The organism is Dissulfurimicrobium hydrothermale, from assembly GCF_022026155.1.
Classification (GTDB): Bacteria; Desulfobacterota; Dissulfuribacteria; order Dissulfuribacterales; family Sh68; genus Dissulfurimicrobium; species Dissulfurimicrobium hydrothermale.
In genome coordinates, this window is the sequence record NZ_CP085041.1 from 1,234,412 (window position 1) to 1,255,603 (window position 21,192).

Genomic DNA, 21,192 nt, shown 5'->3' on the forward strand with positions numbered 1-21,192 from the left:
TGTTGAAAAAGCCCTTGCTTTTTTGATTAAAGCTTGCTATGAATTTATAAAATTTAATCTTAAAGGAGGCGCTACAAAGATGAGGGTCAAATCATTAGGGTTGATAGCAGCGTCATTGTTGGCATTCGCACCTGTCCTGGCCTTTGCCGGCGACAAGGGTCCTGCCGACATAAATCTCAAAGAGAAGTTCGGGGTTAAGGGCAACAAAGAAGCGGTCATTTTTCCGCACGCAAAACACCAGGCTAATCCCAAGCTTACCTGCGATAAGTGCCATGAGACTGCACAGGGTGGAAAGCTCAAGGTAACTATTGAAAAGAAAGAGGGTATGAAAAACGATTTCCATGATAAGATGTGTTTTCCCTGTCACACTGAGATGAATGTACCAAAGGGCAAGGTCTGCACAACCTGCCACAAGAAGTAGCAGTATTGTAGTTTTTCATGCTAAGACCCCTTCAGGCTATGCCGGTCTGAAGGGGTCTTTGTTTATGGGTGACGATAAAAACACAATGGATGAACAACGATCGGCATATCTCTATTCACCAATAGATCCAGACCTTTTGAGGACGCTCGAGCCAATTGAGACCATTGGGCAAGGTAGGATCACAATAAACGGTAGGACCTTGGTCGACTTTGCATCCAATGATTATTTGGGCATTTCTCAAGATCTTGCCCTTGTAGAAGGCGCAATGGAGGCTATGAAAAGATGGGGTGCAGGCGCTAGGGCCTCGAGGCTCATGAGCGGCGATATGGAGATTCATCATGAATTAGAGGATGCAGTGGCCGGGCTCAAGGGCACAGAGGCCGCACTCCTATTTGGGAGTGGTTATCTTGCAAATCTCGGTATGATAAGCGCCCTGTGCGGAAAAGGAGATGCGGTCTTTGCGGACCGCCTGATCCACGCCAGCATGGTGGATGGCATACTCCTTTCAGGCGCGCGTCTTTTCAGATTCCGACACAATGACCTTGATCATCTAGAGGGTCTTTTGAAGCAACATAGAGGCAGACACAAAAAGGCCTTAATACTTGTTGAAAGCCTTTACAGCATGGAGGGCGACGAGGCCGATGTTGCAGGTCTTATCGAGCTTAAAAGGCATTTTGACGCCCTTCTTATGGTGGATGAGGCCCATGCGGTTGGGGTCTTTGGTGAGTACGGCGAAGGCCTGGTGACGATGTCACAGGCCAGGGATGTGGATTTGATGGTCGGGACGTTTGGCAAGGCCTTTGGCGGCTATGGTGCATTTGTGGCTATGTCCAAGGCGATGAAGGGGTTTTTGATCAATCGGGCAAGGACATTTATATTCTCTACCGCACTACCTCCGTCTGTGATAGGCACCAATATCGCGGCCGTTCGACTTGTCAGTAAAGAAAGGGCGATGGGACTTAAGGTCCTTGAGATTTCTGGATATCTCAGAACCAGGCTTCGGCAATCTATGGGCATGGACGTCGTCGGCCGTTCCCAGATCGTCCCGGTTATGGTTGGAGGGAATGAAGATGCGGTGAGGATTGCCGAGCGGCTTAAGGCCGTCGGTTTTTTTGTAAAGGCCGTCAGGCCGCCCACTGTCCCACGAGGAACAGCGCGCATCAGGCTCTCTGTCACTGCATGGCATTCAAAAGGAGACATCGACGCCCTTGTGGAGGCCATGGCAAGGTGAATTTCATTTTTATAGACAAGGGATTTGGTGCATCCCTGGTGTTGCTCCCTGGTTGGGGATTTTTGCCGGAGATATTTTCAAGGCTTGATCTCCCATTTAACTATATCCTTCCGACCCGGCCTGTCAACGGCGACATCTCACGTGGACTCTATGATTTTTTACGCGCCTACGGTATACAATCGGTCCTGCTTTTTGGTTGGTCCATGGGGGCGTATCAGGCCGTTGATTTTTGCCTTGATTACGTCTGGATGGTTTCAGGCCTTATATTGGTCTCGCTGCGTCCATCTTTCGCGAAAGAGGAGCTATTGGCACAGGAAAGGGATCTTGAGGCGGATTTTGAGGGGGCGATGAGGCGTTTCTATAGGAGGGCGTTTTTGGGGCAGAAGGAAGACTATAGGTGGTTCAAGGAGGAGTTGCTTGATATCCATTTGTCACGCATAGATTTAAATGGACTTAAAAAGGGACTTGAATATCTTGCGCAAAAAGACGCATCCAGCCTTTTTGCGGCCCAATGTATCAGTAAGAGGCCTTGGCTCTTTTACGGGGCAAGGGATGTTATCTCGCCCTTTAACTCCATGTTTTTCAAGGAAATGGTCGGGGAGGTGAGGATTGAGATCATTAGAGCTGCTGGACATCTGCCATTTTTATCTCAAGAGTTTAGAGGGAGATTTCTCAGGTCTTGAAATCCAGTGTCGAAAGGTCATTCAGCAAGGCCTCTCTGACTTACGATGCCCATGCCGATGTACAGCTTGAGGTTGCAGGGCGTCTCATTGCGATGCTGACAGGGAGATCGTTCGGGCATATACTTGAAATAGGCTGCGGGACCGGCCGATATACCCTTATGCTTGCAGAGGCGTTTAGAGAAGCCGAGATCGAGGCCGTAGACATATCCCTTGCTATGTTGGAGGAGGCGAGGAAGAAATTTAAAGACCAAAGGATTAGTTTTTATGTGGCTGATGGGGAGCGCCTTCCTGCATTCATAACAGGGCCGTTTGACCTGATTACTGCAAACAGCGTATTTCACTGGTTCGATGATTTGGCTGGTGCGCTTGTGAGATATAGGGATCTCCTCGGACCTGGCGGGACAATACTCTTTTCAGTTTTTGGACCTAAGACCCTTTGGGAATTGAAGACTGTGCTGGATGAGGCGTTCGGCCGCTGGATTTTGCTCCCAGCTGTTGCCTTTCCAGACTATGCAGGTTTGAAGGGCATGATATCCGATCTTTTTAGACATACAGCTATGGAGGAAGTCGTGGTGTTAAGGGAATATAGGGACACACTCTCTCTCTTTCGTAGTCTGAAGGCCACAGGGGTTGCATCTTCTAGGGGCGGCCGTCCGCTGAGATTTACTGCCTCTAAGCTCTCTTTTATAGACGGTCTTTATAGGAGACGGTTTGGTTCAATAATGGCCTCATATCAGGTCTTTTTGTGTGAAGTAAGCTGATGTCTTTGCACGTACTTGAGGTTTTGACAAGGTTTTTAGGGGGTTCACTTTATCCTGCCATGCCTTTGCGTAAAGGACTCGAGGTGGCCAATGGATGGGTCTCTCTTTTTGATTCGGCAGGGATTTTAGGCTTTGACGCCCTCTGGGATTCGGGCAGGCTCAATCGTTTCGGCGAAAAGCCAGGTCGTGACATCTCCACTATGGAGCTTGGCGGTAAAACGCTTTTTGTCAAGCGTTATTATAAAAAGAGTCTATTGTCTTCCATATTGTCGAGGCTGGAGGGCAGCGTCGTCGAGTGGGTGGGCGCGCACGTCCTTAAGGACCTTGGATTCAAGAGTTTTGAGCCCGTGGCCATAGGTTTTGACGGTTCTGGTAGGTCAATACTCGTGATAGCAAAGATTGAAGGCGAGCGTCTTGAAGACTTTTTTAAGAGAGACGTTCCATTTGAGTATAAGGTAAATGTGACAGAGAGGTTGGCTGATTTTGCTGCAAGATTTCATGCCTGTGGTTTCACCCATCAGGATTTCTACTTGTGTCATCTGTTTTGGAACAAAGAAACTGGCGAAATCGGTGTGATCGATCTCCAAAGGTTGCGAAGGACGGGTCACCTTATCTTGCCATGGGTGATAAAAGACCTTGCACAGATCGGCTATTCTTCAAAAAACGTCCTTAAGATAGAGGAATGGGCCGAACTGTCAGATATTTTTTGGGATACCTATACTTCTGTGCTCCCGAAGTTTAAGGATGGGCGTATCGTGGAAAAGATCCAGAAGAAGATCGCCAGAATTGAAAGGCACGACATTAAGCTTAAAAAGGGGTCGGCCAGATGAATTTGGCCGTCATTCGCAGGGAGTGCAGCTTTGACATAGGCGGGGCCGAGGCCTATTGCGCAAATATCTGCAACCGGTTTTCCCGCCTCGGCCATAAGGTGACATTAGTAGCCGACAGGGCCGAGATAGATTCCGCATGTCTTCTAAGGGCAATGGTAATGGGCCGTGGAAGTATTATGAAAAATCTGAGCTTTTTTGTCAATTCAAGAAGGATATTGAAGGTCGGGGGCTTTGATCTGACCTATGGCCTTTCTAGAGTGGCCCCTGTTGATGTCCTTCGCATCTCAGATCCACTTCATGCCGCCTGGCTTGATCTTGGTTATCCATGGACAGGGAGGCTCAGGAGATTCATGCCGAGACACAAGATGCTCCTTTGGATGGAGAGGATGGCGATAGAGGAGGCAAGGGCCATCATAGTCAATTCTAATATGGTAAAAGCACAGATTGAACACTATTACGACATGGCCTTGGATAAGGTCCATGTGGTGTATAATGGTGTGGATACAAGCCTTTTTGCACCCATGCTGCCAGACGAACGAGAGATGGTCAGGCTTTCCATGGGGCTGCCAGCTGATATCACGGTGTTTCTTTTCGCTGGTACTGACCTGAGGCGCAAGGGCCTTGCCCCCTTGATCCATGGGCTTGACAGCCTTTCTTCTTGTTGTGATTTTGCACTCTTGATTGCAGGTGTCTGCAGCGACAGGGCCATGGAGGCAGAGATAAGGCGTCTCGGCCTTTCAAAAAGGGTCAGATGGCTTGGCTATACAAGGGATATGGCCCGACTTTACGGCATATCGGATCTCTTTATATTGCCCACTCTCTATGACCCGTTTGCAAATGCAGTCCTTGAGGCAATGGCGTGCGGGACGCCAGCCCTCACTACAGTGAACAATGGGGCATCAGAGGTGGCCCGTGAGGTTGATGAATGGCTGGTGATCAAAAACTCTACAGCCGATGCTATTCACGGCGCCTTAAGGCGTTTTGTCGGGTTGTCAGGCGACATGAGGTCTTTTCTGAGGGGGAAGGCAGTCTCTGTCGCCGCTAAGTACAGTTGGGAGGCCCATATGGCTTCATTGCAGACGGTTTTCCTTACCAAAGGTGTCAACCTTGCCTGATGTCCATCTTATTTTGTAGGTGTGTCTTGTTTGTTTTATAGGCCGGCTTGACATAAAGACCATTATGTTCATATTAAGCGGGAGATATTTAGGGCAGGCAGATGGGATTTGAGTCGTCTGCAGTGTCCGTTTCGATTCATGAAAGGTTTTTATATGTCAAGATATCCTGAAATAAACGGCTGGTTTTGTTCGCACACACCAAGGTCGTCGGCCTTGACCAATCTCTTTCTGGCTGGCCTTATGTGGTCGTTGGTAGGGACGTTTCTTCTTTTGAGGGGTGGACTGAACATGAATGGGTTCGTAGGTCGCCCCGTCTATCCGGTTTTCCTTGCAGCGTGGGCAGCGGTTGGCCTTTTGAAAGGTCGGCTGATCTTGGACAGGGCTGCAGTCAAGGTGCTTGAAAGGATAGTCGAAAGGGGCGACGGCAGGTGTATGGGCGGTTTTCTTGGTGCTAGGAGTTGGGGGCTCATCCTAGCGATGATCATGCTTGGGCGTATCCTGCGCCTGAGTCCCCTGCCTCCGAGTTTCGTCTGGGGCGTATATACGGCCATCGGCACCGGACTTTTGTTTTCAAGCCGCACATTCTGGGCGAGATGGATCGGGGAAATCAAGGCAAGACATCCCGTGGCATAGAAGGCCCATTGTTGCAATTGGTCTGATCGTGCTGGCATATCTCCCTGACGGTAATGCCTTTAGTCGAGATGTCAGGGCGAGGCGACGAACCTTGGGTATATTATTTATTATGCAAGGGCTTGGGCATGAAAACCTCACATGGTCTTGAGGGAGTGGACATGATTGATCTGTCGAATTTGAGAACAAGACTGGATTATGAGGAAGACAAGAGGCTTTCGCCGTATGCCGCAAGGAGCACCGAGGCCTTTCGCGAAATGGAGGAGGAGCGCATAAGCGCCGGCCACAGGCAGTGGTTTTCCATCGACGCCGACCGGATACTTCACTCACTTTCTTACACAAGATACATAGACAAGACGCAGGTCTTTTTCCTTATACCGAATGATCATATCACGCACCGCGTACTTCATGTCCAGCTCGTCTCAAAGATTGCAAGGACCATCGGCAGGCTGCTCCGTCTGAACGAAGACCTTATAGAGGCCATCGCGCTCGGCCACGACATAGGTCACCCGCCGTTCGGTCACGACGGTGAGCGCTATCTCTCAGAGATATGCATAGAGCACGGTATTCCGCCGTTTATCCACAGTGTGCAAGGCGTGCATTTCTTAAGACATGTCGAGCGCAAGGGCAAGGGGATGAACCTGAGCTGCCAGGTCCTGGACGGAATCTTGTGCCATGATGGCGAAAGGCACCTTAAGTCACTGAAGCCGTTGAGAAAAAAGGACTTTAAGTTCCTTGACCGCGAGATCGCAATAAAATTATCAGATCCTGACGTCGATCTGAGTCCACCCATGACCCTTGAAGGTTGCGTTGTAAGAATGGCGGATGTGATAAGCTATATAGGGCGGGATATCGAAGATGCCTTACGTATAAACCTCATAACGAAGGACCAGGTGCCGATGCAGTGTAGGGAGACGCTTGGAGAGACGAACGGCACTATAGTCTATCGCCTTGTTGAAGATCTCATCTCAAATAGTCTTGAAAAAGACGAAATTGCATTCAGCCAAGAGATGGCCGACGCCCTTTTTATGCTTAAGGAGTTTAATTATGAGTTCATTTATAAAAATCCAAAGATAAAGACAGAATCAGACAAAATAAAATGGCTTTATAGGATACTTTTTGATCGATTTTTGAATGATTTGAATCTGAACCGTAAGGAATCCGTAATATTTAAAGACTATCTTGACGGCATGGATCCGTCTTACAGGGAGGCGTTCAGTCCCCCTGAGATCGTAAGGGACTTTATCGCAGGCATGACTGATGCTTATTTTTTGAGGATGGGGAAGGATATCCTTATCCCGAGGCCATTCCCCGCTAGGTTTTAAGGCGTAACCCGCATTGGCATCCGCCAGTCGGGCGTACAAATGTAGTTTTTGAATCTTCTGAATATTGTGTCGATCTGATAGGAGGTGTGTGTATGAAGGTGGTGGCATTCAACGGCAGCGCAAGGAAAGATGGGAACACGGCTATTCTCTTGAATGTTGTGCTCGAGGAACTTAAAGCCGAGGGCATTGAGACCGAGCTCTATTCCCTTGCAGGAAGGTCGATTCTAGGGTGCATCGCATGTTATCAATGTTTTGAGAAAAAGAACAGGCGGTGTGCAGTGGAAAACGATGTCGTTAATGACTGTATCCAGAAGATGGATAAGGCGGATGGCATACTGCTCGGTTCCCCTACGTATTTCGCCGATGTGTCCGCCGGGATGAAGGCCCTGATCGAAAGATGCGGCATGGTAGGGAGGGCTAATAACGGTATGTATAGACGCAAGGTCGGTGCTGCTGTTGTGGCGGCCAGGCGCGCGGGGGCGGTACACGTGTTCAATTCGATCAATTTTTTCTTTACAATCAGCGAGATGATTGTTGTTGGTTCGAGCTATTGGAATATAGGCATGGGTAGGCAGCCAGGTGAGGTAAGTAATGACACGGAAGGTATACAGACCATGAAAGACCTCGGCAGGAACATGGCATGGTTGCTGAAGAGGATCAATCCATAGACGGTATCAATAACGTCGGTTTGATGGCGGAAGACCAGCGGCTTGATCGGCAGGTGTGAACGGTGCGGTGTTGGGGGCGTCCACAAGCCTTGCAAGGATTGAAAGGAAGGTCTTTCGAGGTATTTCTTCTGCCCCTAGACTCAGCAGGTGCCTTGTTGTCATTTGGCAGTCGATGAGTTCAAAACTCCAGGCGTCAAGTTGGCGCACAAGTGTTACAAGGGCGACCTTCGATGCATCTCTTTCGGTACTAAACATGGATTCTCCGAAAAATACCCTGCCAATCGCCACGCCGTAGAGTCCACCGACAAGTCTGCCGCTGGCCCATGCCTCCGAAGAGTGGGCAATACCCATATTATGGAGTCTTGTATAGGCTGCGACCATCTCATCACTGATCCACGTCCCTTCACCGGCCTCGATCCTTGTCTCCCTGCATGCCCTTATTACGTCGCTAAAGGCGGCGTCAAAAGTTATCTTGAATTTCGCCTGTCTTATTGTCCTTCTGAGACGTCTTGAGACATGAAGTCTTTTTGGATTGAGGACAAGCCGTGGATCTGGCGACCACCAGAGGATTGGCTCCCCAGGGCTGTACCATGGGAATATGCCCAGTCTGTAGGCCGCAATGAGCCTCTGCGGGTCAAGATCTCCGCCTATAGCTAGCAGCCCGTCGGATCTGGCCGATTCTGGCGGCGGAAAGACGGGGTCGTTTCCAAGCACATAGACCGGCATCTCCCTATCCCTTTTATTTCAGACCTTCTGTCGGCAGCCCGGCGGGATCTTCCTCAAGTACGCCGGCCAGTCCGGTTTTTATCGCATTGGTCGCCAGGCCGTCTGCAATCTCGTTTTCGACATGACCATTGTGTCCTCTGACCCATTCCCAGTGGATGTCATGGACATTACAAAGCGCATCAAGCGCTTTCCAGAGATCGCTGTTTTTTACCGGTTTCCCCGATGCGGTCTTCCAGTCCCTCTTTTTCCAGAGGTGGATCCATTCAGTGATGCCTTGTTTGAGATATTGCGAGTCGGTCATCATGACGATGCGGGATGGTCTCTTGATCGCCTCGAGCGCCCTTATGGCGGCAAGGAGTTCCATCCTGTTGTTTGTGGTATGACTCGACCAGCCGGACAATTTCTTTTCGTGTCCCCCTGATTTGAGGACTGCACCCCATCCGCCTGGCCCTGGGTTTCCTGAGCAGGCACCGTCGGTAAAGATAAAAATGACGTCATTCATCTATCAGCCATCAACTTTGTTCGGAGATTTCTCTGAGCGCCTCTGGTCCTATTGATGTGGCGACCGTTCCGGCCCGGCCCGGCAGCTCCATAAAGGAAAGTTCACGAATCGGCACTGTACCGCCAAGCAAGATAGCTGCCATGTCCTTGAGTCTGACGATATTGTATTTGGTCTTGAGCATTCGAAGGAGACGGATGAGAAATCTGCTGAACGGTCCGCCTTCAACCTCTGCATGTATCGGGATCACCGGGTATTTTGCCTTGTATATCTGGCGCAGGATGGCCTTGAATAGGTCTTCATTGTCACGTATACCTATGGTCAGGAGTTCCTCGATGCATGGGCCTGTAGATGGGATTTGAAGGGTCTTGAATATCCTGTCGCCTATCGATAGCCTTGCCGGTTCGCCTCCCCTCAGGTCACTTGCATATAAAAGGCCGAGTTCGTCTTGGATCTCGAGGCTTTCGGGTGTAACCTGCCAGCCTGGGGCTGCAACCGCCTCAGGCCGTTTGTCCAGTATATCTTGAAATGCGGAGAATGCCCTGTCAAATTCGCGGGCAATCTCCTCGCTCGTCATATCAGTAAGTCTATCCTGCCATTTTCTGTGATCCCAGGCATGAACTATGGCCTCGTGTCCATCGGCCTCGATTCTTCTGACAAGATCAGGAAATGCAATTGCTATAGGCCTGGCAGGTAGAAGTGTCCCTGAAAGAATGGTCCTCAGGCCATAGAGCCTCGGGGCCCCTGTCTTTAGCATCTTTTTCAGAAACAGCGGGTCGTTAAAGAGCCTAAAGATAGCCTTCCCTGCATTGTCAGGTCCGAACGAGAGACAGAAGGTAGCCTTTATCTCTTCCTTGTTTAAGATGTCGAGGAGTTTCGGTACACCCTTGGCCATACCGTCATGTGTATCAACGTCTATCTTTAGGGCAAGCAACCGGCCTCGTCCGGTATTTTTAAGTTTAAGATCCATTCAAAAAATATCCTTGCACACCTTTTTCATGGTTTGTCTGGCACGTCTGTGTCAAGATGCCTCTCGCCGGAAGGCCGTATATCAATTAGGCTATAGGGGGCCTCTTGGAAGGACGGATCGAGCAAGGGTCCTTTTAAAGTATGGGTTTTAGAGGTAGTCAGGCCTCATCCAGCGTACCGAGGTCTTTTACAGTCCCATTGCTCTGGTCGAGCACATAGGCAGAGATGGTACGCCTAAGGGCCTCTTCGAGGCCGATCTTAGGCGTCCAGCCGAGGACCGTATGTGCACGAGTGATGTCGGGCACCCTATAACCTACGTCCTGATAATCAGGTCCGTAATAGACCTCGGCAGGCACTTCCCGAAACTCGACTTTGTCGGCAAGGGCGGCGAGGGACGGGAATTCTCTGACGACCTTTATCATGGTCTCCGCAAGTTCTCGCACAGAATAGTCATTGTTCGGGTTGCCAATATTGAATATCTGGCCGTCGCATCTTCCATTTTTATTTTTTAATATCTCGATCAGACAGTCCAGGCCGTCATCGACATATGTAAAGCAGCGCCTTTGGCGTCCGCCGTCAACTAGAGTTATTGGTTCACCCCTCAGTATGTGCCCAAGGAACTGCGTCACCACACGTGAGCTTCCCTCTTTCGGTGTAGTGAGGCTGTCAAGGCCAGGGCCTATCCAATTGAATGGCCTGATGAGCGTAAACTGGAGCCCCCGATCCCTTCCCATCGCCCAAATAACCCGATCCATCATCTGTTTGGCGCAGGCATAAATCCAGCGTTGTTTGTGTATTGGCCCATAGACCAATAGGCTTGTTTCTTCATTAAATATGGGATCTTGGCTCATGCCATACACCTCGCTGGTAGAGGGGAAGATGACCCTCGTTTTGTATTTGGCGCATTGGCGTACGATTCTTAAATTTTCCTCGAAGTCCAACTCAAAAACCGCGAGCGGATCCTTGACATATGAGGCTGGTGTGGCTATGGCCACGAGCGGTAGGCATACATCACATTTTTTTATATGGTATTCGATCCATTCCTTGTTGATGGAGATATCCCCTTCAAGGAAATGGAACCTCGGATCGTGTATGAGTCTGCCCAGCCTGTCGGAGGAGAGATCCATTCCGTATACCTCCCACTCAGTCTCGGCCAGGATGCGTCTGACAAGGTGGCTTCCTATGAAACCGTTTACGCCGACAATTAAGATCTTCAATTCAAGTTCTCCGTTTGCTAGATTTTTATATGTAATAGATTGGTCTATCCAAGGCTGTATTTGATTATGAATCTGTCTCCATCTCTGACCAATTTTAGGACATCAGGGCATTTATTAGGCGGTATATCATCTTCGCTGGCGTTAACCAGACGAAGAATGCCCTTACCTGTCTGTACGAATACATTGCATCCTTCAACCTTTATCGTGCCCGGGATAAGTCCAAGCTCCATGTCGCTCAATGGTTCAGCCCACCAGATTATGAGTTTTTTGCCGTTTAGGAATGAAAATGCCCCTGGATAAGGCCAGGTTACCGCCCTTATGAGGTTGTATATGTCACGGGCCGGTAGATTCCAATCAATTATACCATCCTCCGGACGTCTCCCGCCGAAGTATGTGGCAAGGCTGTGATCCTGTGGTGTCCGTGGCGCCGTGCCGTCCAGGACCCTAGGTATAAATTCTTTAAGGAGTTCGTAGGTCGCAGCCTCCATCTTCTTAAACAAGGTGAAGGCCGTATCGGTCTCCGAAATATCGACTTCTTTTTGTGCTACGATGTCGCCTGCATCCGCCTTCCTTACCATATGATGCAGCGTGACCCCTCCTTTGGTCTCGCCGAAGATTATCTGCCAGTTCACCGGACATCTGCCGCGGTATCTTGGGAGGAGCGAGCCGTGGAGGTTTAATGCGGCTATCTTCGGAATAGCGAGGATCTCTTCTTTTATCATATTTCTATAATAGCAGGAAAGTATGACGTCCGGTGAAAGCCTACGGATGAATCCCACCCACTCAGGCGTGTTTACATCGTCAGGATGGTAGACAGGTATGCCCATCGATCCAGCCATCGCCCTGAGAGATTCAAACCATATGTTTTCATTGGGGTTGTCTTGATGGGTTATCACTGCCGAAACGTCCACGCCGGTTTCTTTCAAGGCCTTTAGGGCGACACACCCCATATTGTGGTAACCGAAAAGCACTACCGACATCACTTACCCCTTTGGCCTTTTATAAACCAGGCCACATGTTTAGCCATCAATTTCCCCTTGCTCGTTTCCCACGGGTTGACGGATTCCCTGATGTCAGGTCCTCTCGCTGCACCACTTGTGCCAAAGATAATACCGGATAGTTCATTGGCATATCTCTGGGTAGTAATAATAAGTTTATCCCCATTGCCCCCATTTAGAAAGGCGCTGACGTCATTTTTATCCTTCAATATCTTGATCGGGCCTGGCATGTCTAGATAAAATACCAGGTTGGTTATAGTCTTCGGATAGAATGCGACAGAGCCTTGCGATATATTGGGCAGCCTTTGGCGGACATCTTCCACAAATGCCCTTTCTGTTCTGTAGTTGTCGAGCATATTAAATTGTATGCAAAAAAGGCCGCCCATGATTATCGCCGTGCTTAACAAAACTGCGGCGGTCTTTGGGGCGATGCCTGTGAGGGACTTGAGCGTTTCAGGTAATATACGTCTTAAAAACAGGGGTAAAAGGGCCATGAGTCCGATTAATACCGTCGCGATCTTGAACGCAGATGGGGTATAAAACCCAGTGAATCTTTCAAGTATGGGCAATATAACAGGGCTTAAGACCTCGATAAATGAGGCGGCGAGGACAATCCATGTCTGAATGAGCAGTGCAGTCTTTTTAAAACCGTTTTCCCCTGTCTTTTCAAGAAATACTGCAACCAGCAGGGCTGAGAAGGGGAATATGGGCAGGATGTAGTAGCTTCGCCTTGAGCCTGATGCAGTAAAAAAAAGGAATATTAGAAAAAATACAGTAATAAGCCACGTCGTTTTTTCGTCTAGTCGTTTCCATGAGGCGGTTGTCTTTGCCAGCGCCGCTATCAAGAGTGGGCTCCATGGCATGAAGAGCAGCGGGAGATAGTAAAAATAGACATAAAAAGGCTCTTTATGGTCAAATGGTTCGAAAAAACGCTGGATGTTTTCTTTGAATACCATAAACAATCCGTTTTCGCTGTAGTTTTTCGCTGTAATTGTCGCATAGACAAAAGGAGAGAGATATATCGCAAGCCCGATCATAAGGGCCAGGATGTGCCCTTGCGTAAAGATGGCCTTCCAGCGACCCCGTCTTAATAGATCGGGGGCGATGGCGATCATCGGTATCACTACTGAGGTCAGGCCCTTTGTGTGCGCCCCGATAAAGCATATGAGATAGAAGACGATGGAGATGTAAAAGGCATCCATGCCCTTCATATTTTCAAGGCCATCCCGTTTTGACCAATACCATGCTACTGCCAGGATGGAGGCTGCCAGATTTTCTGTGTCACTGACCCCGGTACGGGACCAAAATATCATGCCATAGGCGGTCAAGAGTATCCATCCAGCCACCAGGCCTGTTTCCCTTGACCACAACCTCCTGCCGAGGTCCATGACGGCCCAAAGGCTCAATGCCCCTGCAATAGCACTTGGAAGCCTCAAGGCCCATTCATTGAGTCCGCCTGTAATAAAAGAGGCAAGGGCTATTAGCCAATAGCTAAGAAGCGGTTTATCAAAATAGGGTTCCCAATTGACGGCAGGATGGAAAAAGTCGTGTTTTATGAACATCTCGCGTACTATCTCGGCCCAGCGTCCTTCTGCTACATAGAGGCTTCTTCCGCCCACCCCCCAGAAGAGTATGATCACCGCGGCGGCCCAAAAAACGGCCGTAAAATAGTCCTTTTTCGTCCTTATCGCTATCGTGTTATTCATTGCGGTATATCTCCCTAAGCACATAACCCGGCCGGCCCCTTACTGCCTGGAATATGCGGCCTATATAATCCCCGATCAAGCCGAGTGCAAAGAACTGGCCGCCGACAATAAAAAAAAGTACGGCAAACAAGGTGAAGACCCCTTCTGCCGCCCAACCGGCGCCGAAATATAGCCTCATGGCAAGTATAAACGCGCCCAAAAAGAGACCCAAGGCGGCGACTGCCGCACCCACAAAAAAGAGTATCCTCAACGGCCACATGGAAAAGCCAAGCATCAGGTCAAGCTGAAGACCCAGGAGTTTCATGAGTGAGTATTTAGAGCGCCCGCCCGCCCGTTCTTCATGTCTGACAGGTATCTCAACCGGATTCCTGGCGAAAAAAGTGGCGAGGGCAGGTATGAATGTTCGATATTCTGGATTTGAAAGTATCCCATTCACCACCTCGCGGCTGTAGCCTCTTAGCATACAGCCGAAATCTTGAAGCGATATGCCCGACATCTTTGTCGTAAGTTTGTTTGTAATGCGGGATGCGAATTTCCTGAACAAGGTGTCTTTCCTGCCCTGCCTTATTGTTCCGATTAGGTCATGGCCCTTTCTGAATGCGTCGAGGAGTCTTGGTACCTCTTCTGGTGGGTTTTGGAGGTCTGCGTCAAGGGTGACGACCCACTCCCCGCGCGAGATCCTGAAGCCTGCCATGACAGCTGAATGCTGCCCAAAATTTCTCGCCAGATCTACTACCACCATGCCTTTGCGCCGTTTCTTCTCCTCAAGGAGGAGTTTTAATGTGGCATCCCTTGAGCCGTCGTTTACACAAACCACCTCCCATGATTCTGGGATGGTATTGAGTGTATCGAAGAGCCTCTTTAACAGGGCCGTTACATTTGCCTCTTCATTATAGAATGGAATTACCACGGATACCTTTGGTTTGGTTTCGCTTGCCATGTTTCGTCTTTAGCTATCTCTCATATCGTTTGATTATACGTTTCATAGCCGATATCACATCAGCCTGATCATTTTCTTCAAGCGTCGGATATAGTGGGAGTGAAAACAGGCGCTCGCTGTTCCATTCGGCGTTGGGGAGCATCCCTTTTTGAAAACCATAGTGTTCGCGGTAGTATCTTTGGAGATGCACGGCTGGAAAATGCAGGCCGGTTCCGATGTTTTCTTCCTGCAGCGCCAGGATGAATTGATCTCTGTCTATAGTAAGGGCCTCTATCTCAAGCCTGACGACAAAAAGGTGCCATGTATGTCTGTGTTTGTATGGTACACTCCCAAGGGGCGTTATTCTGGGAACATCGGCAAGGAGCTTTCTGTAATTTGATGCGAGCTTGGCCCGTTTTTCATTGAATTTTTCCAATTTTTTAAGTTGATGTATGCCGATTGCGGCCTGGATATCCATCATATTGTATTTAAAGCCTGGTTCTTCCACCTCATACTGGGGGCTGCCGCCTTTTGAGTAGCGCCTCCATGCATCCCTTGATATGCCGTGAAACCTGAGTCTGCGCATCCTGGCAGAACGTTCTTCATTGTTGCAGACTATCATTCCACCTTCACCTGTGGTTATGTTTTTGATCACATGAAAGCTGAAGACAGCGGCATCCGAGCCATTTTTGCTGTTTCCGATGACACGGCCTTTATATTCAGTTCCTACGGCATGGGCCGCGTCTTCTATGAGATAAAGCCTATACCTTTTGCATATCTCAGAAAGGGCGTCCATGTCGCACGGCGCACCTGCGAAATGCACCGGGATTACAGCCCTTGTCCTTGGAGTGATTGAACGCTCGACGTCGTAAGGGTCGATCTGGAGCGTCTCCTTGTCCACATCAGCGAATATAGGCCTTGCCCCGCAGATTTCGATGGTATTTACCGTGGATGGCCAGGTAATGGGTGTTGTGATAACCTCGTCTTCAGGACCAAGGTCAAGCGTCTTGAGCACCAAATGTAGCCCCGAAGTGGCTGAGTTTACTGAAATCGCAGCCTTTGCACCGGTAAGCTCCATAAACGCTTCTTCAAGCTTGAGTACCTTCGGTCCAGTGGTGAGCCATCCTGAGCGGAGGCTGTCGATTACCTCGCTTATCTCTTCTTCGCCTATTGTAGGTCTTGAAAACGGCAAAAAATCTTCCCTTGTCGGTCTATTTGATGTCATTAGCCGCTCCTTGTTATGAGATATACCCCGAGACAGATGGTAATTATGCCAGCCCATCGCATTGGGCCGACCGCCTCCCCGAAAAACGCCATGCCGGATAGCGCAGCTACTATATAGCCTACGCTTAAAAATGGATATGCAAAGCTTACATCGACTCTTGAAAGGACGAGGAGCCAGACCACAAGGCTTATGACATAACAGGAGAGCCCCAGGAGCACATAGGGGCTTGATGCCACTTTTACTCCTATCGGGATCAGATTTTCCATTGAAAAAGTGAATTCTCCTATTGTACGCATCCCTTGTTTCAGGGCGATTTGGGCGAATGCATTGAGAAATACCCCAAGCAGAATGATCGGCAGATATCTGTTCATAATTGCCTTACGGTTACAGCCGTGACCTCCTTTTTGTGGATGTGGCCTATGGCGGTCTGAGTAAATGCAAGGGTGTGTCGAGTCCTTTCTTCAAGTTCAAGTATGTCTTTTTTGTATCCAACCATAATAAATTTTGTGGGAAGCATATATCTTTTAAGGTCTTTTACGGACTTCGGTATAAACAAGATGTCTTTTGACAGTGTTTTGCTGAACAGGGCGTATTTGACACCATCACCATCTTGTTTTATGCCATAGAGGACTATTTGCATCGGTCTTTTCAGATCCCTTTCGGCGTCCATTACAAAACTCTTTCCTGATTCGGCCTTGGATAAAGCGGGCTCAAAGATGAGTTCGTATCCTGAAATCCCACATGCCAGGATGAGTGCGGTCATGGACGGGAGCACCGTCTCAAGACTTGCTCGTTTTATAATTAAAAGCCAGCCCGCGATGACCACCGACAACCATATTAAAACCATGAAGGTCGGCACGGCAAGGCCAAATGGCGGCCTGAATACGCATACAAGGCCGACAATCAACAAAACAGCCAAGACGATGCCGGCAAGTCGGAGATATAGCCTATTATGTCTTGGGATGGGCGTGTTTACCACATTTTGGACGGCCATGCCAATGAGGATCGAAAGCGCCGGCAGGAGCGGCACAAGATATCTCCCATGTCTTGAGCTTGCGAGGCTAAAGATCAAAAGGACCGAGAAAAGCCAGGCCAATGAAAGCCGTAAGATATTATTTTCGGAAACGCCAATGACGAACGATCTTGCGCCTGACGCCTTTGATCTGAACGTCATAATCCCCCACGAAATTATCCAAATCCACCAGGGCCCTATACCCTGGGCTAAAAATATAGCGTAGTAATATGCAGGTTTATTCGCCTCCTCCCCAACCCTTCCAGTCACCTGGGCGGTCAGTATCTTTTGTGCAAGTGCTGTTCCGCCGGTATGCCAGGCGTAAAGAAGTTCACCCCCCATCAAGAGCGCACCCAATAACCCGATGAAGATGAAAAAGGGCAAGAGATCCCTGAATCTGCCACTCAGGATTAGATACCCGCCCCAGATGGCCAACGGCAGAATGACCCCTATTAGACCTTTTGTCAGGAACGCAAGGGATATGGCAAGGGCGACGAATAAATAATGCCTGAAGTTGATTTTCTTATTTTGTAGTAGATTTTTATCCTTCGAAAACAGGTATAGGATAGAAAGGCCGACAAAAAATGCAAGCAGCATATCGATCGCCGCATGGGCTGCCTCTTGCCAGAACTGGGGGTTAGATGCAAGTATCACGGCCGAGAAAAGACCTACACGTCTTGAGACCTTTGAACCGAGCTTGGACGTAATGGCCACGAGACCTGCAGCAGAGATGGCGCTTGGCAATACAGCGCTGAGTGTCGAGATATGTCCGGTGGGCATGGAAAAGACTGCTTCAAGCCAGAAATAGAGCGGGGTGTAGTCCGGATAGATATTGCCGAAAGCGGTTGGGAAAAAGCCCAGGCCTCTTTCGAGCATCTCGCGCGCTATGAGTGCAGTCCTGGCCTCCAAGCCGTAGAGGTCCCTGAGTGGTGCAGTCCAGATATATAATACGAAGGCTGCGACGGCGACAATGATGTGCCATGGTCCTTTATTATCCCTTTCATAGTCGGATGAATCCAAACTGAATAGCGTCAGGGCCTGCCTCCATTTAGTTTTTCTGATGACAAAATCATTAATAATTATACAGGCCAGAGATTAACAATTGTTTCCAGCAAGATTAAAAATCGGTAATGATTCAAGCGAGATCCCCTGAAGCGCCAGATATGATAGGGCCTTCTCCAGCCGGTATGAATATAATGAAAGTTGATCCCTTTTCGGGCGTGCTTTTGACCTCGATTCTTCCCCTGTGGGCATGAATCACCGCCCTCACAAGGCTGAGACCCAACCCTAGACCTCTTTGTGAACGGCTTTTATCCGCACGGAATAGGCGGTCGAATATCCTCGGCAAGTCATTCTGAGTTATTCCGGCACCTGTGTCTTTGACGGAGATGATGAGCTCCTTTCCTGTTTCAGTCTTGTCAGCGTTTATGAAGACACTCCCGCCCTTTTCTGTGTATTTGATCGCATTGTCGAGCAGATTGGCTATGGCTTGGCGGAACCGATTTGGATCGATCCGAGCCAGCAGACCCTTAGGTGCCGTCACCGATATGCTTATACCCTTGGTTTCCGCTACGTACTGATAGAGTTCAGCTATGTCTTTTATGATGCGGCCAACATCTGAATCCTCGAATCTGAGCCTTAACGTCCCTGTCTCGGCCTCCGAGATGTCCATGAGGGTGTTGAGCATGGAGGATATGCGCTCCGCCTCCTCTGCGCAATCCATAAGGGCCTCACGTAGCCTTTCCTTGTCGTTGTCAGCTGCCAGTGTAGTCTCGATCACGGCCCTGATGCGAGTGATGGGGGTCCTAAGGTCGTGGGCTACGTTGTCGAGGGCCTCTTTCATGCCGTTTACAAGGGTCTCAATCTTCTTCAGCATCTCATTAAAGAGCCTGATAAGCTCGTCCAATTCATCCCCTGTATTGCGGGACGGCACCCTCGCGCTTATTTTTCCGCTGCCTATTGTCTTTACGGTGGAGATTAGGTCCCTGATGGGCCGCAGGGTACGGAAGGCAAGGAAACCCCCGCCTATTAGGCTGAGCATGACGGTCGAGGCTATGATGCAGGCGAATATAATCTGGAATTCTTCGAGCAGATCTTCTTTAGCATCCAGGCTTCTCCCTACCTCTATGATAGTTCCGTCGGCAAGGCGGCTGTAGGCGGTTTCGATGGTGTCTTCTTCGCCCTCGCTCTTCAGTCTTAGTTTTATAAACAGCCAACCCTTTTTATTTTGCGGGATATTTTTTTCAATTTCATCTTTAAGTGTGTTGTAAAGTGTGTTGTACGGCCTTGGTATGTTTAAAAATAGGGTTTTGTTTTTTGCGTCGGCTATCCTTACAAAGAAGGTCGAGGCCTTATCTTTGGCCTGTTCGAGCCTGATCTTGTCTATGATACCCCTCCAGCCTTCGATTTTATATGCCAGGTTGTATTCGTTGAGTTCATCTTCGATAATACCTCGGTTGTCGTCTTCAATAGCAGAGGTAAGGAGCACGTAGGCTATTCCGAATATTATGAGTGAACTGATGAGGAATATAGATGAATACCAAAGGGTCAGCCTGAAGCCTATCGCCCTCGGCATCTTCAATATCTCAGGAATTTTTAAGGACATAACCTACGCCGCGAATGGTATGGATCAATTTTTTCTCAAAGTCTTTGTCCACTTTGTTTCTGAGTCTCCAGACCATTACGTCAACCACGTTTGTCTGTGGGTCGAAATTGTAGTCCCACACGTGTTCGAGTATCATGGTCTTCGAGACGACCCTGCCCGCATTGCGCATTAGATATTCAAGGAGCGAAAATTCTTTGGGTTGAAGTTCTATCTTTACTTCCCCCCTTTTTACCTCACGAGTGAGTATATTCATAGAGAGGTCACCAACGGTGAGGGTAGCAGGTTTTGGTGACCTTGTATGCCTACGGATAAGGGCCTGTACGCGGGCAAGGAGTTCAGAGAATGAAAATGGTTTGATGAGGTAATCGTCGCTGCCTGTCTCAAGCCCTTTAATCCTGTCTTCAACTGATCGTTTGGCGCTTAATATTATAACTGGTGTGTTGACGCCCCTATGTCTCATCTCTTCGATAAGAGACAGGCCGTCAAGGTTGGGCAGCATTATGTCTATTACAGCTGCGTCGTACGGTTCGGTCAACGCCAAATGGAGGCCTTCATCGCCGTCTTGCGCCTGGTCCACTGCGAAACCAGCCTGTTTCAGGCCGGATGCTACAAAAGAGCTGATCTTCTCGTCGTCTTCAACAACCAGTATTCTCATGATTTCAATTAATGTGCATCGTATATTTTTATTTTTTTAATGTGTCATTCCTATGCGCGCCGGGATTTGTAGTATACCCGCCTGCAGCAGGCAGGCCTGTCACTGATATATGGATTCAGAGTTTTTACGTCTCTTTGGAGATGGGGACCTTTTCATCTTTAAGTGTCAACCGCCTTCAACCAGTTTAGTGATGCGCTCCTTGGCTTCGGTGTCTTCATTCAAAGGGATGCATGAGTCAATATCGAGTTCGGCGAGGGCGAGCTTTGTTGCAAACGCCAGACATGATGCCTCTCCACAGGCCCTGCAGTTGGTTTTTGGAAGTAGTTTGTATATATCGAACGCCTGAGGGCGTTTACGTTCCCGATTGTCAGGGGTGATCGCCCCCCGCCTTTCCCACAGGGCATTTAGGTAATTTACGGCACTCGATACAGCCTCTCTGCCTTCGATGAGGTCAGGTACGGTTGCAACGGCCAGTTCATAAGGCCTTAAAGCAACTTTGTACCTGCCGAGTCTGAAGATGATCACCGGCCCTTCAGGGTCAAACGATATCACCCTTGCCTCAGCGTTCACATAGGGCATGACGGGCGACAGGTCTTTTTCTGTCTTTATTTTTGCCTTGTAGCAGGCCTTGTCTACATGACAGGCCGCGGCTTCGAGTACGGGTTCTGTATATTTTACAAACTCTTCCATGCGACTCCCCCTTTTTTTATGAGATTTTCATGTATGATGCGTCTTTTCCTTCGAGATGAAATAGAGATTTCTGAGATATATAAGTATCCCGAAGGCCTGACCTGCAATAAAGACTATATCGCGCCTTAAAATTGCATAGATTAGCAGCACCAGGCTTCCTGCGATGCTCAGATACCAGAATGCCGTTGGGATCATGCTCTTTTTGCGCCTTTCAGAATATATCCACTGGATAAAAAAGCGCATAAAAAACAGAAACTGGCCGGTAAATCCTATCGCAAGGACTAAAATTTCTTTTTTTGTCAAATTT

General features: G+C 49.0%; 23 protein-coding genes. 9 read left to right on the plus strand and 14 right to left on the minus strand.

Translation table 11 applies throughout. The annotated features are described in order from the left end of the window. The first annotated feature begins 79 nt into the window (after nt 1–79). The 9 genes from LGS26_RS05945 to LGS26_RS05985 all read left to right on the plus strand — a co-directional run bounded on the left by LGS26_RS05945 (nt 80) and on the right by LGS26_RS05985 (nt 7,664). Entirely contained in the window at nt 80–421 is a 342-nt protein-coding gene (locus LGS26_RS05945) for a cytochrome c3 family protein (protein WP_237887874.1), read from the plus strand. A gap of 64 nt (nt 422–485) precedes the next feature. After that, the gene (gene bioF, locus LGS26_RS05950) at nt 486–1,652 is read left to right on the plus strand and encodes an 8-amino-7-oxononanoate synthase (protein ID WP_237887876.1); all 1,167 of its coding nucleotides are present in this window, start codon (nt 486–488) and stop codon (nt 1,650–1,652) included. Beyond that, entirely contained in the window at nt 1,649–2,335 is a 687-nt protein-coding gene (locus tag LGS26_RS05955; protein WP_237887878.1) for an alpha/beta fold hydrolase, read from the plus strand. Before bioF ends, LGS26_RS05955 begins: the two co-directional genes overlap by 4 nt. Then, nucleotides 2,332–3,096 carry a methyltransferase domain-containing protein gene (locus LGS26_RS05960; protein WP_237887880.1) on the plus strand — a complete coding sequence of 255 codons (765 nt, stop codon included), beginning with the start codon at nt 2,332–2,334 and terminating at the stop codon, nt 3,094–3,096. The genes LGS26_RS05955 and LGS26_RS05960 overlap by 4 nt, the downstream gene beginning before the upstream one ends. Beyond that, a complete protein-coding gene (locus tag LGS26_RS05965) occupies nt 3,096–3,926 on the plus strand; it encodes a lipopolysaccharide kinase InaA family protein (protein ID WP_237887881.1) in 831 nt (276 codons plus the stop codon). The genes LGS26_RS05960 and LGS26_RS05965 overlap by 1 nt, the downstream gene beginning before the upstream one ends. Beyond that, nucleotides 3,923–5,041, plus strand: coding sequence for a glycosyltransferase family 4 protein (locus LGS26_RS05970; protein WP_237887883.1), 1,119 nt, complete (start codon nt 3,923–3,925; stop codon nt 5,039–5,041). Before LGS26_RS05965 ends, LGS26_RS05970 begins: the two co-directional genes overlap by 4 nt. 153 nt (nt 5,042–5,194) lie before the next feature. Further along, the gene (locus LGS26_RS05975; RefSeq protein ID WP_237887885.1) at nt 5,195–5,674 is read left to right on the plus strand and encodes a hypothetical protein; all 480 of its coding nucleotides are present in this window, start codon (nt 5,195–5,197) and stop codon (nt 5,672–5,674) included. 125 nt (nt 5,675–5,799) lie between these two features. Further along, nucleotides 5,800–6,996: a deoxyguanosinetriphosphate triphosphohydrolase family protein gene (locus LGS26_RS05980; RefSeq protein WP_237887887.1), complete on the plus strand. Its 1,197-nt coding sequence runs from the start codon at nt 5,800–5,802 to the stop codon at nt 6,994–6,996. 92 nt (nt 6,997–7,088) lie between these two features. Then, a complete protein-coding gene (locus LGS26_RS05985) occupies nt 7,089–7,664 on the plus strand; it encodes a flavodoxin family protein (RefSeq protein ID WP_237887888.1) in 576 nt (191 codons plus the stop codon). A gap of 6 nt (nt 7,665–7,670) precedes the next feature. On the opposite strand, the gene aat is transcribed toward LGS26_RS05985, so the two are convergent. The 14 genes from aat to LGS26_RS06055 form a co-directional block, all read right to left on the minus strand. Continuing rightward, nucleotides 7,671–8,390 carry a leucyl/phenylalanyl-tRNA--protein transferase gene (gene aat / locus LGS26_RS05990; protein ID WP_237887890.1) on the minus strand — a complete coding sequence of 240 codons (720 nt, stop codon included), beginning with the start codon at nt 8,388–8,390 and terminating at the stop codon, nt 7,671–7,673. A gap of 13 nt (nt 8,391–8,403) precedes the next feature. Then, nucleotides 8,404–8,892, minus strand: a complete 489-nt coding sequence (gene rnhA, locus LGS26_RS05995; protein WP_237887892.1) for a ribonuclease HI — start codon at nt 8,890–8,892, stop codon at nt 8,404–8,406. Between the two features lie 10 nt (nt 8,893–8,902). Continuing rightward, nucleotides 8,903–9,859 carry a polysaccharide deacetylase family protein gene (locus LGS26_RS06000; RefSeq protein WP_237887894.1) on the minus strand — a complete coding sequence of 319 codons (957 nt, stop codon included), beginning with the start codon at nt 9,857–9,859 and terminating at the stop codon, nt 8,903–8,905. A gap of 157 nt (nt 9,860–10,016) precedes the next feature. Next, nucleotides 10,017–11,075: a bifunctional UDP-4-keto-pentose/UDP-xylose synthase gene (locus LGS26_RS06005; protein ID WP_237887896.1), complete on the minus strand. Its 1,059-nt coding sequence runs from the start codon at nt 11,073–11,075 to the stop codon at nt 10,017–10,019. A gap of 44 nt (nt 11,076–11,119) precedes the next feature. Continuing rightward, nucleotides 11,120–12,055: a formyltransferase gene (locus tag LGS26_RS06010; RefSeq protein ID WP_237887898.1), complete on the minus strand. Its 936-nt coding sequence runs from the start codon at nt 12,053–12,055 to the stop codon at nt 11,120–11,122. Beyond that, a complete protein-coding gene (locus LGS26_RS06015; protein WP_237887900.1) occupies nt 12,055–13,779 on the minus strand; it encodes an ArnT family glycosyltransferase in 1,725 nt (574 codons plus the stop codon). Before LGS26_RS06015 ends, LGS26_RS06010 begins: the two co-directional genes overlap by 1 nt. After that, a complete protein-coding gene (locus LGS26_RS06020) occupies nt 13,772–14,719 on the minus strand; it encodes a glycosyltransferase (RefSeq protein ID WP_237887902.1) in 948 nt (315 codons plus the stop codon). The genes LGS26_RS06015 and LGS26_RS06020 overlap by 8 nt, the downstream gene beginning before the upstream one ends. A 13-nt stretch (nt 14,720–14,732) precedes the next feature. Beyond that, complete coding sequence (locus LGS26_RS06025) at nt 14,733–15,923, minus strand: aminotransferase class I/II-fold pyridoxal phosphate-dependent enzyme (protein WP_237887904.1); 1,191 nt, start codon at nt 15,921–15,923, stop codon at nt 14,733–14,735. After that, on the minus strand, nt 15,923–16,294 hold the full coding sequence (locus LGS26_RS06030; protein WP_237887906.1) for an EamA family transporter: 372 nt from the start codon (nt 16,292–16,294) through the stop codon (nt 15,923–15,925). Before LGS26_RS06030 ends, LGS26_RS06025 begins: the two co-directional genes overlap by 1 nt. Beyond that, nucleotides 16,291–17,955: an ArnT family glycosyltransferase gene (locus LGS26_RS06035; protein WP_237887908.1), complete on the minus strand. Its 1,665-nt coding sequence runs from the start codon at nt 17,953–17,955 to the stop codon at nt 16,291–16,293. Before LGS26_RS06035 ends, LGS26_RS06030 begins: the two co-directional genes overlap by 4 nt. Before the next feature lie 115 nt (nt 17,956–18,070). Then, nucleotides 18,071–19,540 carry a sensor histidine kinase gene (locus LGS26_RS06040; protein WP_237887910.1) on the minus strand — a complete coding sequence of 490 codons (1,470 nt, stop codon included), beginning with the start codon at nt 19,538–19,540 and terminating at the stop codon, nt 18,071–18,073. After that, a complete protein-coding gene (locus LGS26_RS06045; RefSeq protein ID WP_237887912.1) occupies nt 19,521–20,195 on the minus strand; it encodes a winged helix-turn-helix domain-containing protein in 675 nt (224 codons plus the stop codon). Before LGS26_RS06045 ends, LGS26_RS06040 begins: the two co-directional genes overlap by 20 nt. Before the next feature lie 165 nt (nt 20,196–20,360). Further along, the gene (locus tag LGS26_RS06050) at nt 20,361–20,885 is read right to left on the minus strand and encodes a (Fe-S)-binding protein (RefSeq protein ID WP_237887914.1); all 525 of its coding nucleotides are present in this window, start codon (nt 20,883–20,885) and stop codon (nt 20,361–20,363) included. Nucleotides 20,886–20,912: 27 nt separating this feature from the next. Beyond that, nucleotides 20,913–21,188, minus strand: coding sequence for a lipid-A-disaccharide synthase N-terminal domain-containing protein (locus LGS26_RS06055; RefSeq protein WP_237887916.1), 276 nt, complete (start codon nt 21,186–21,188; stop codon nt 20,913–20,915). Nucleotides 21,189–21,192: the final 4 nt, after the last annotated feature.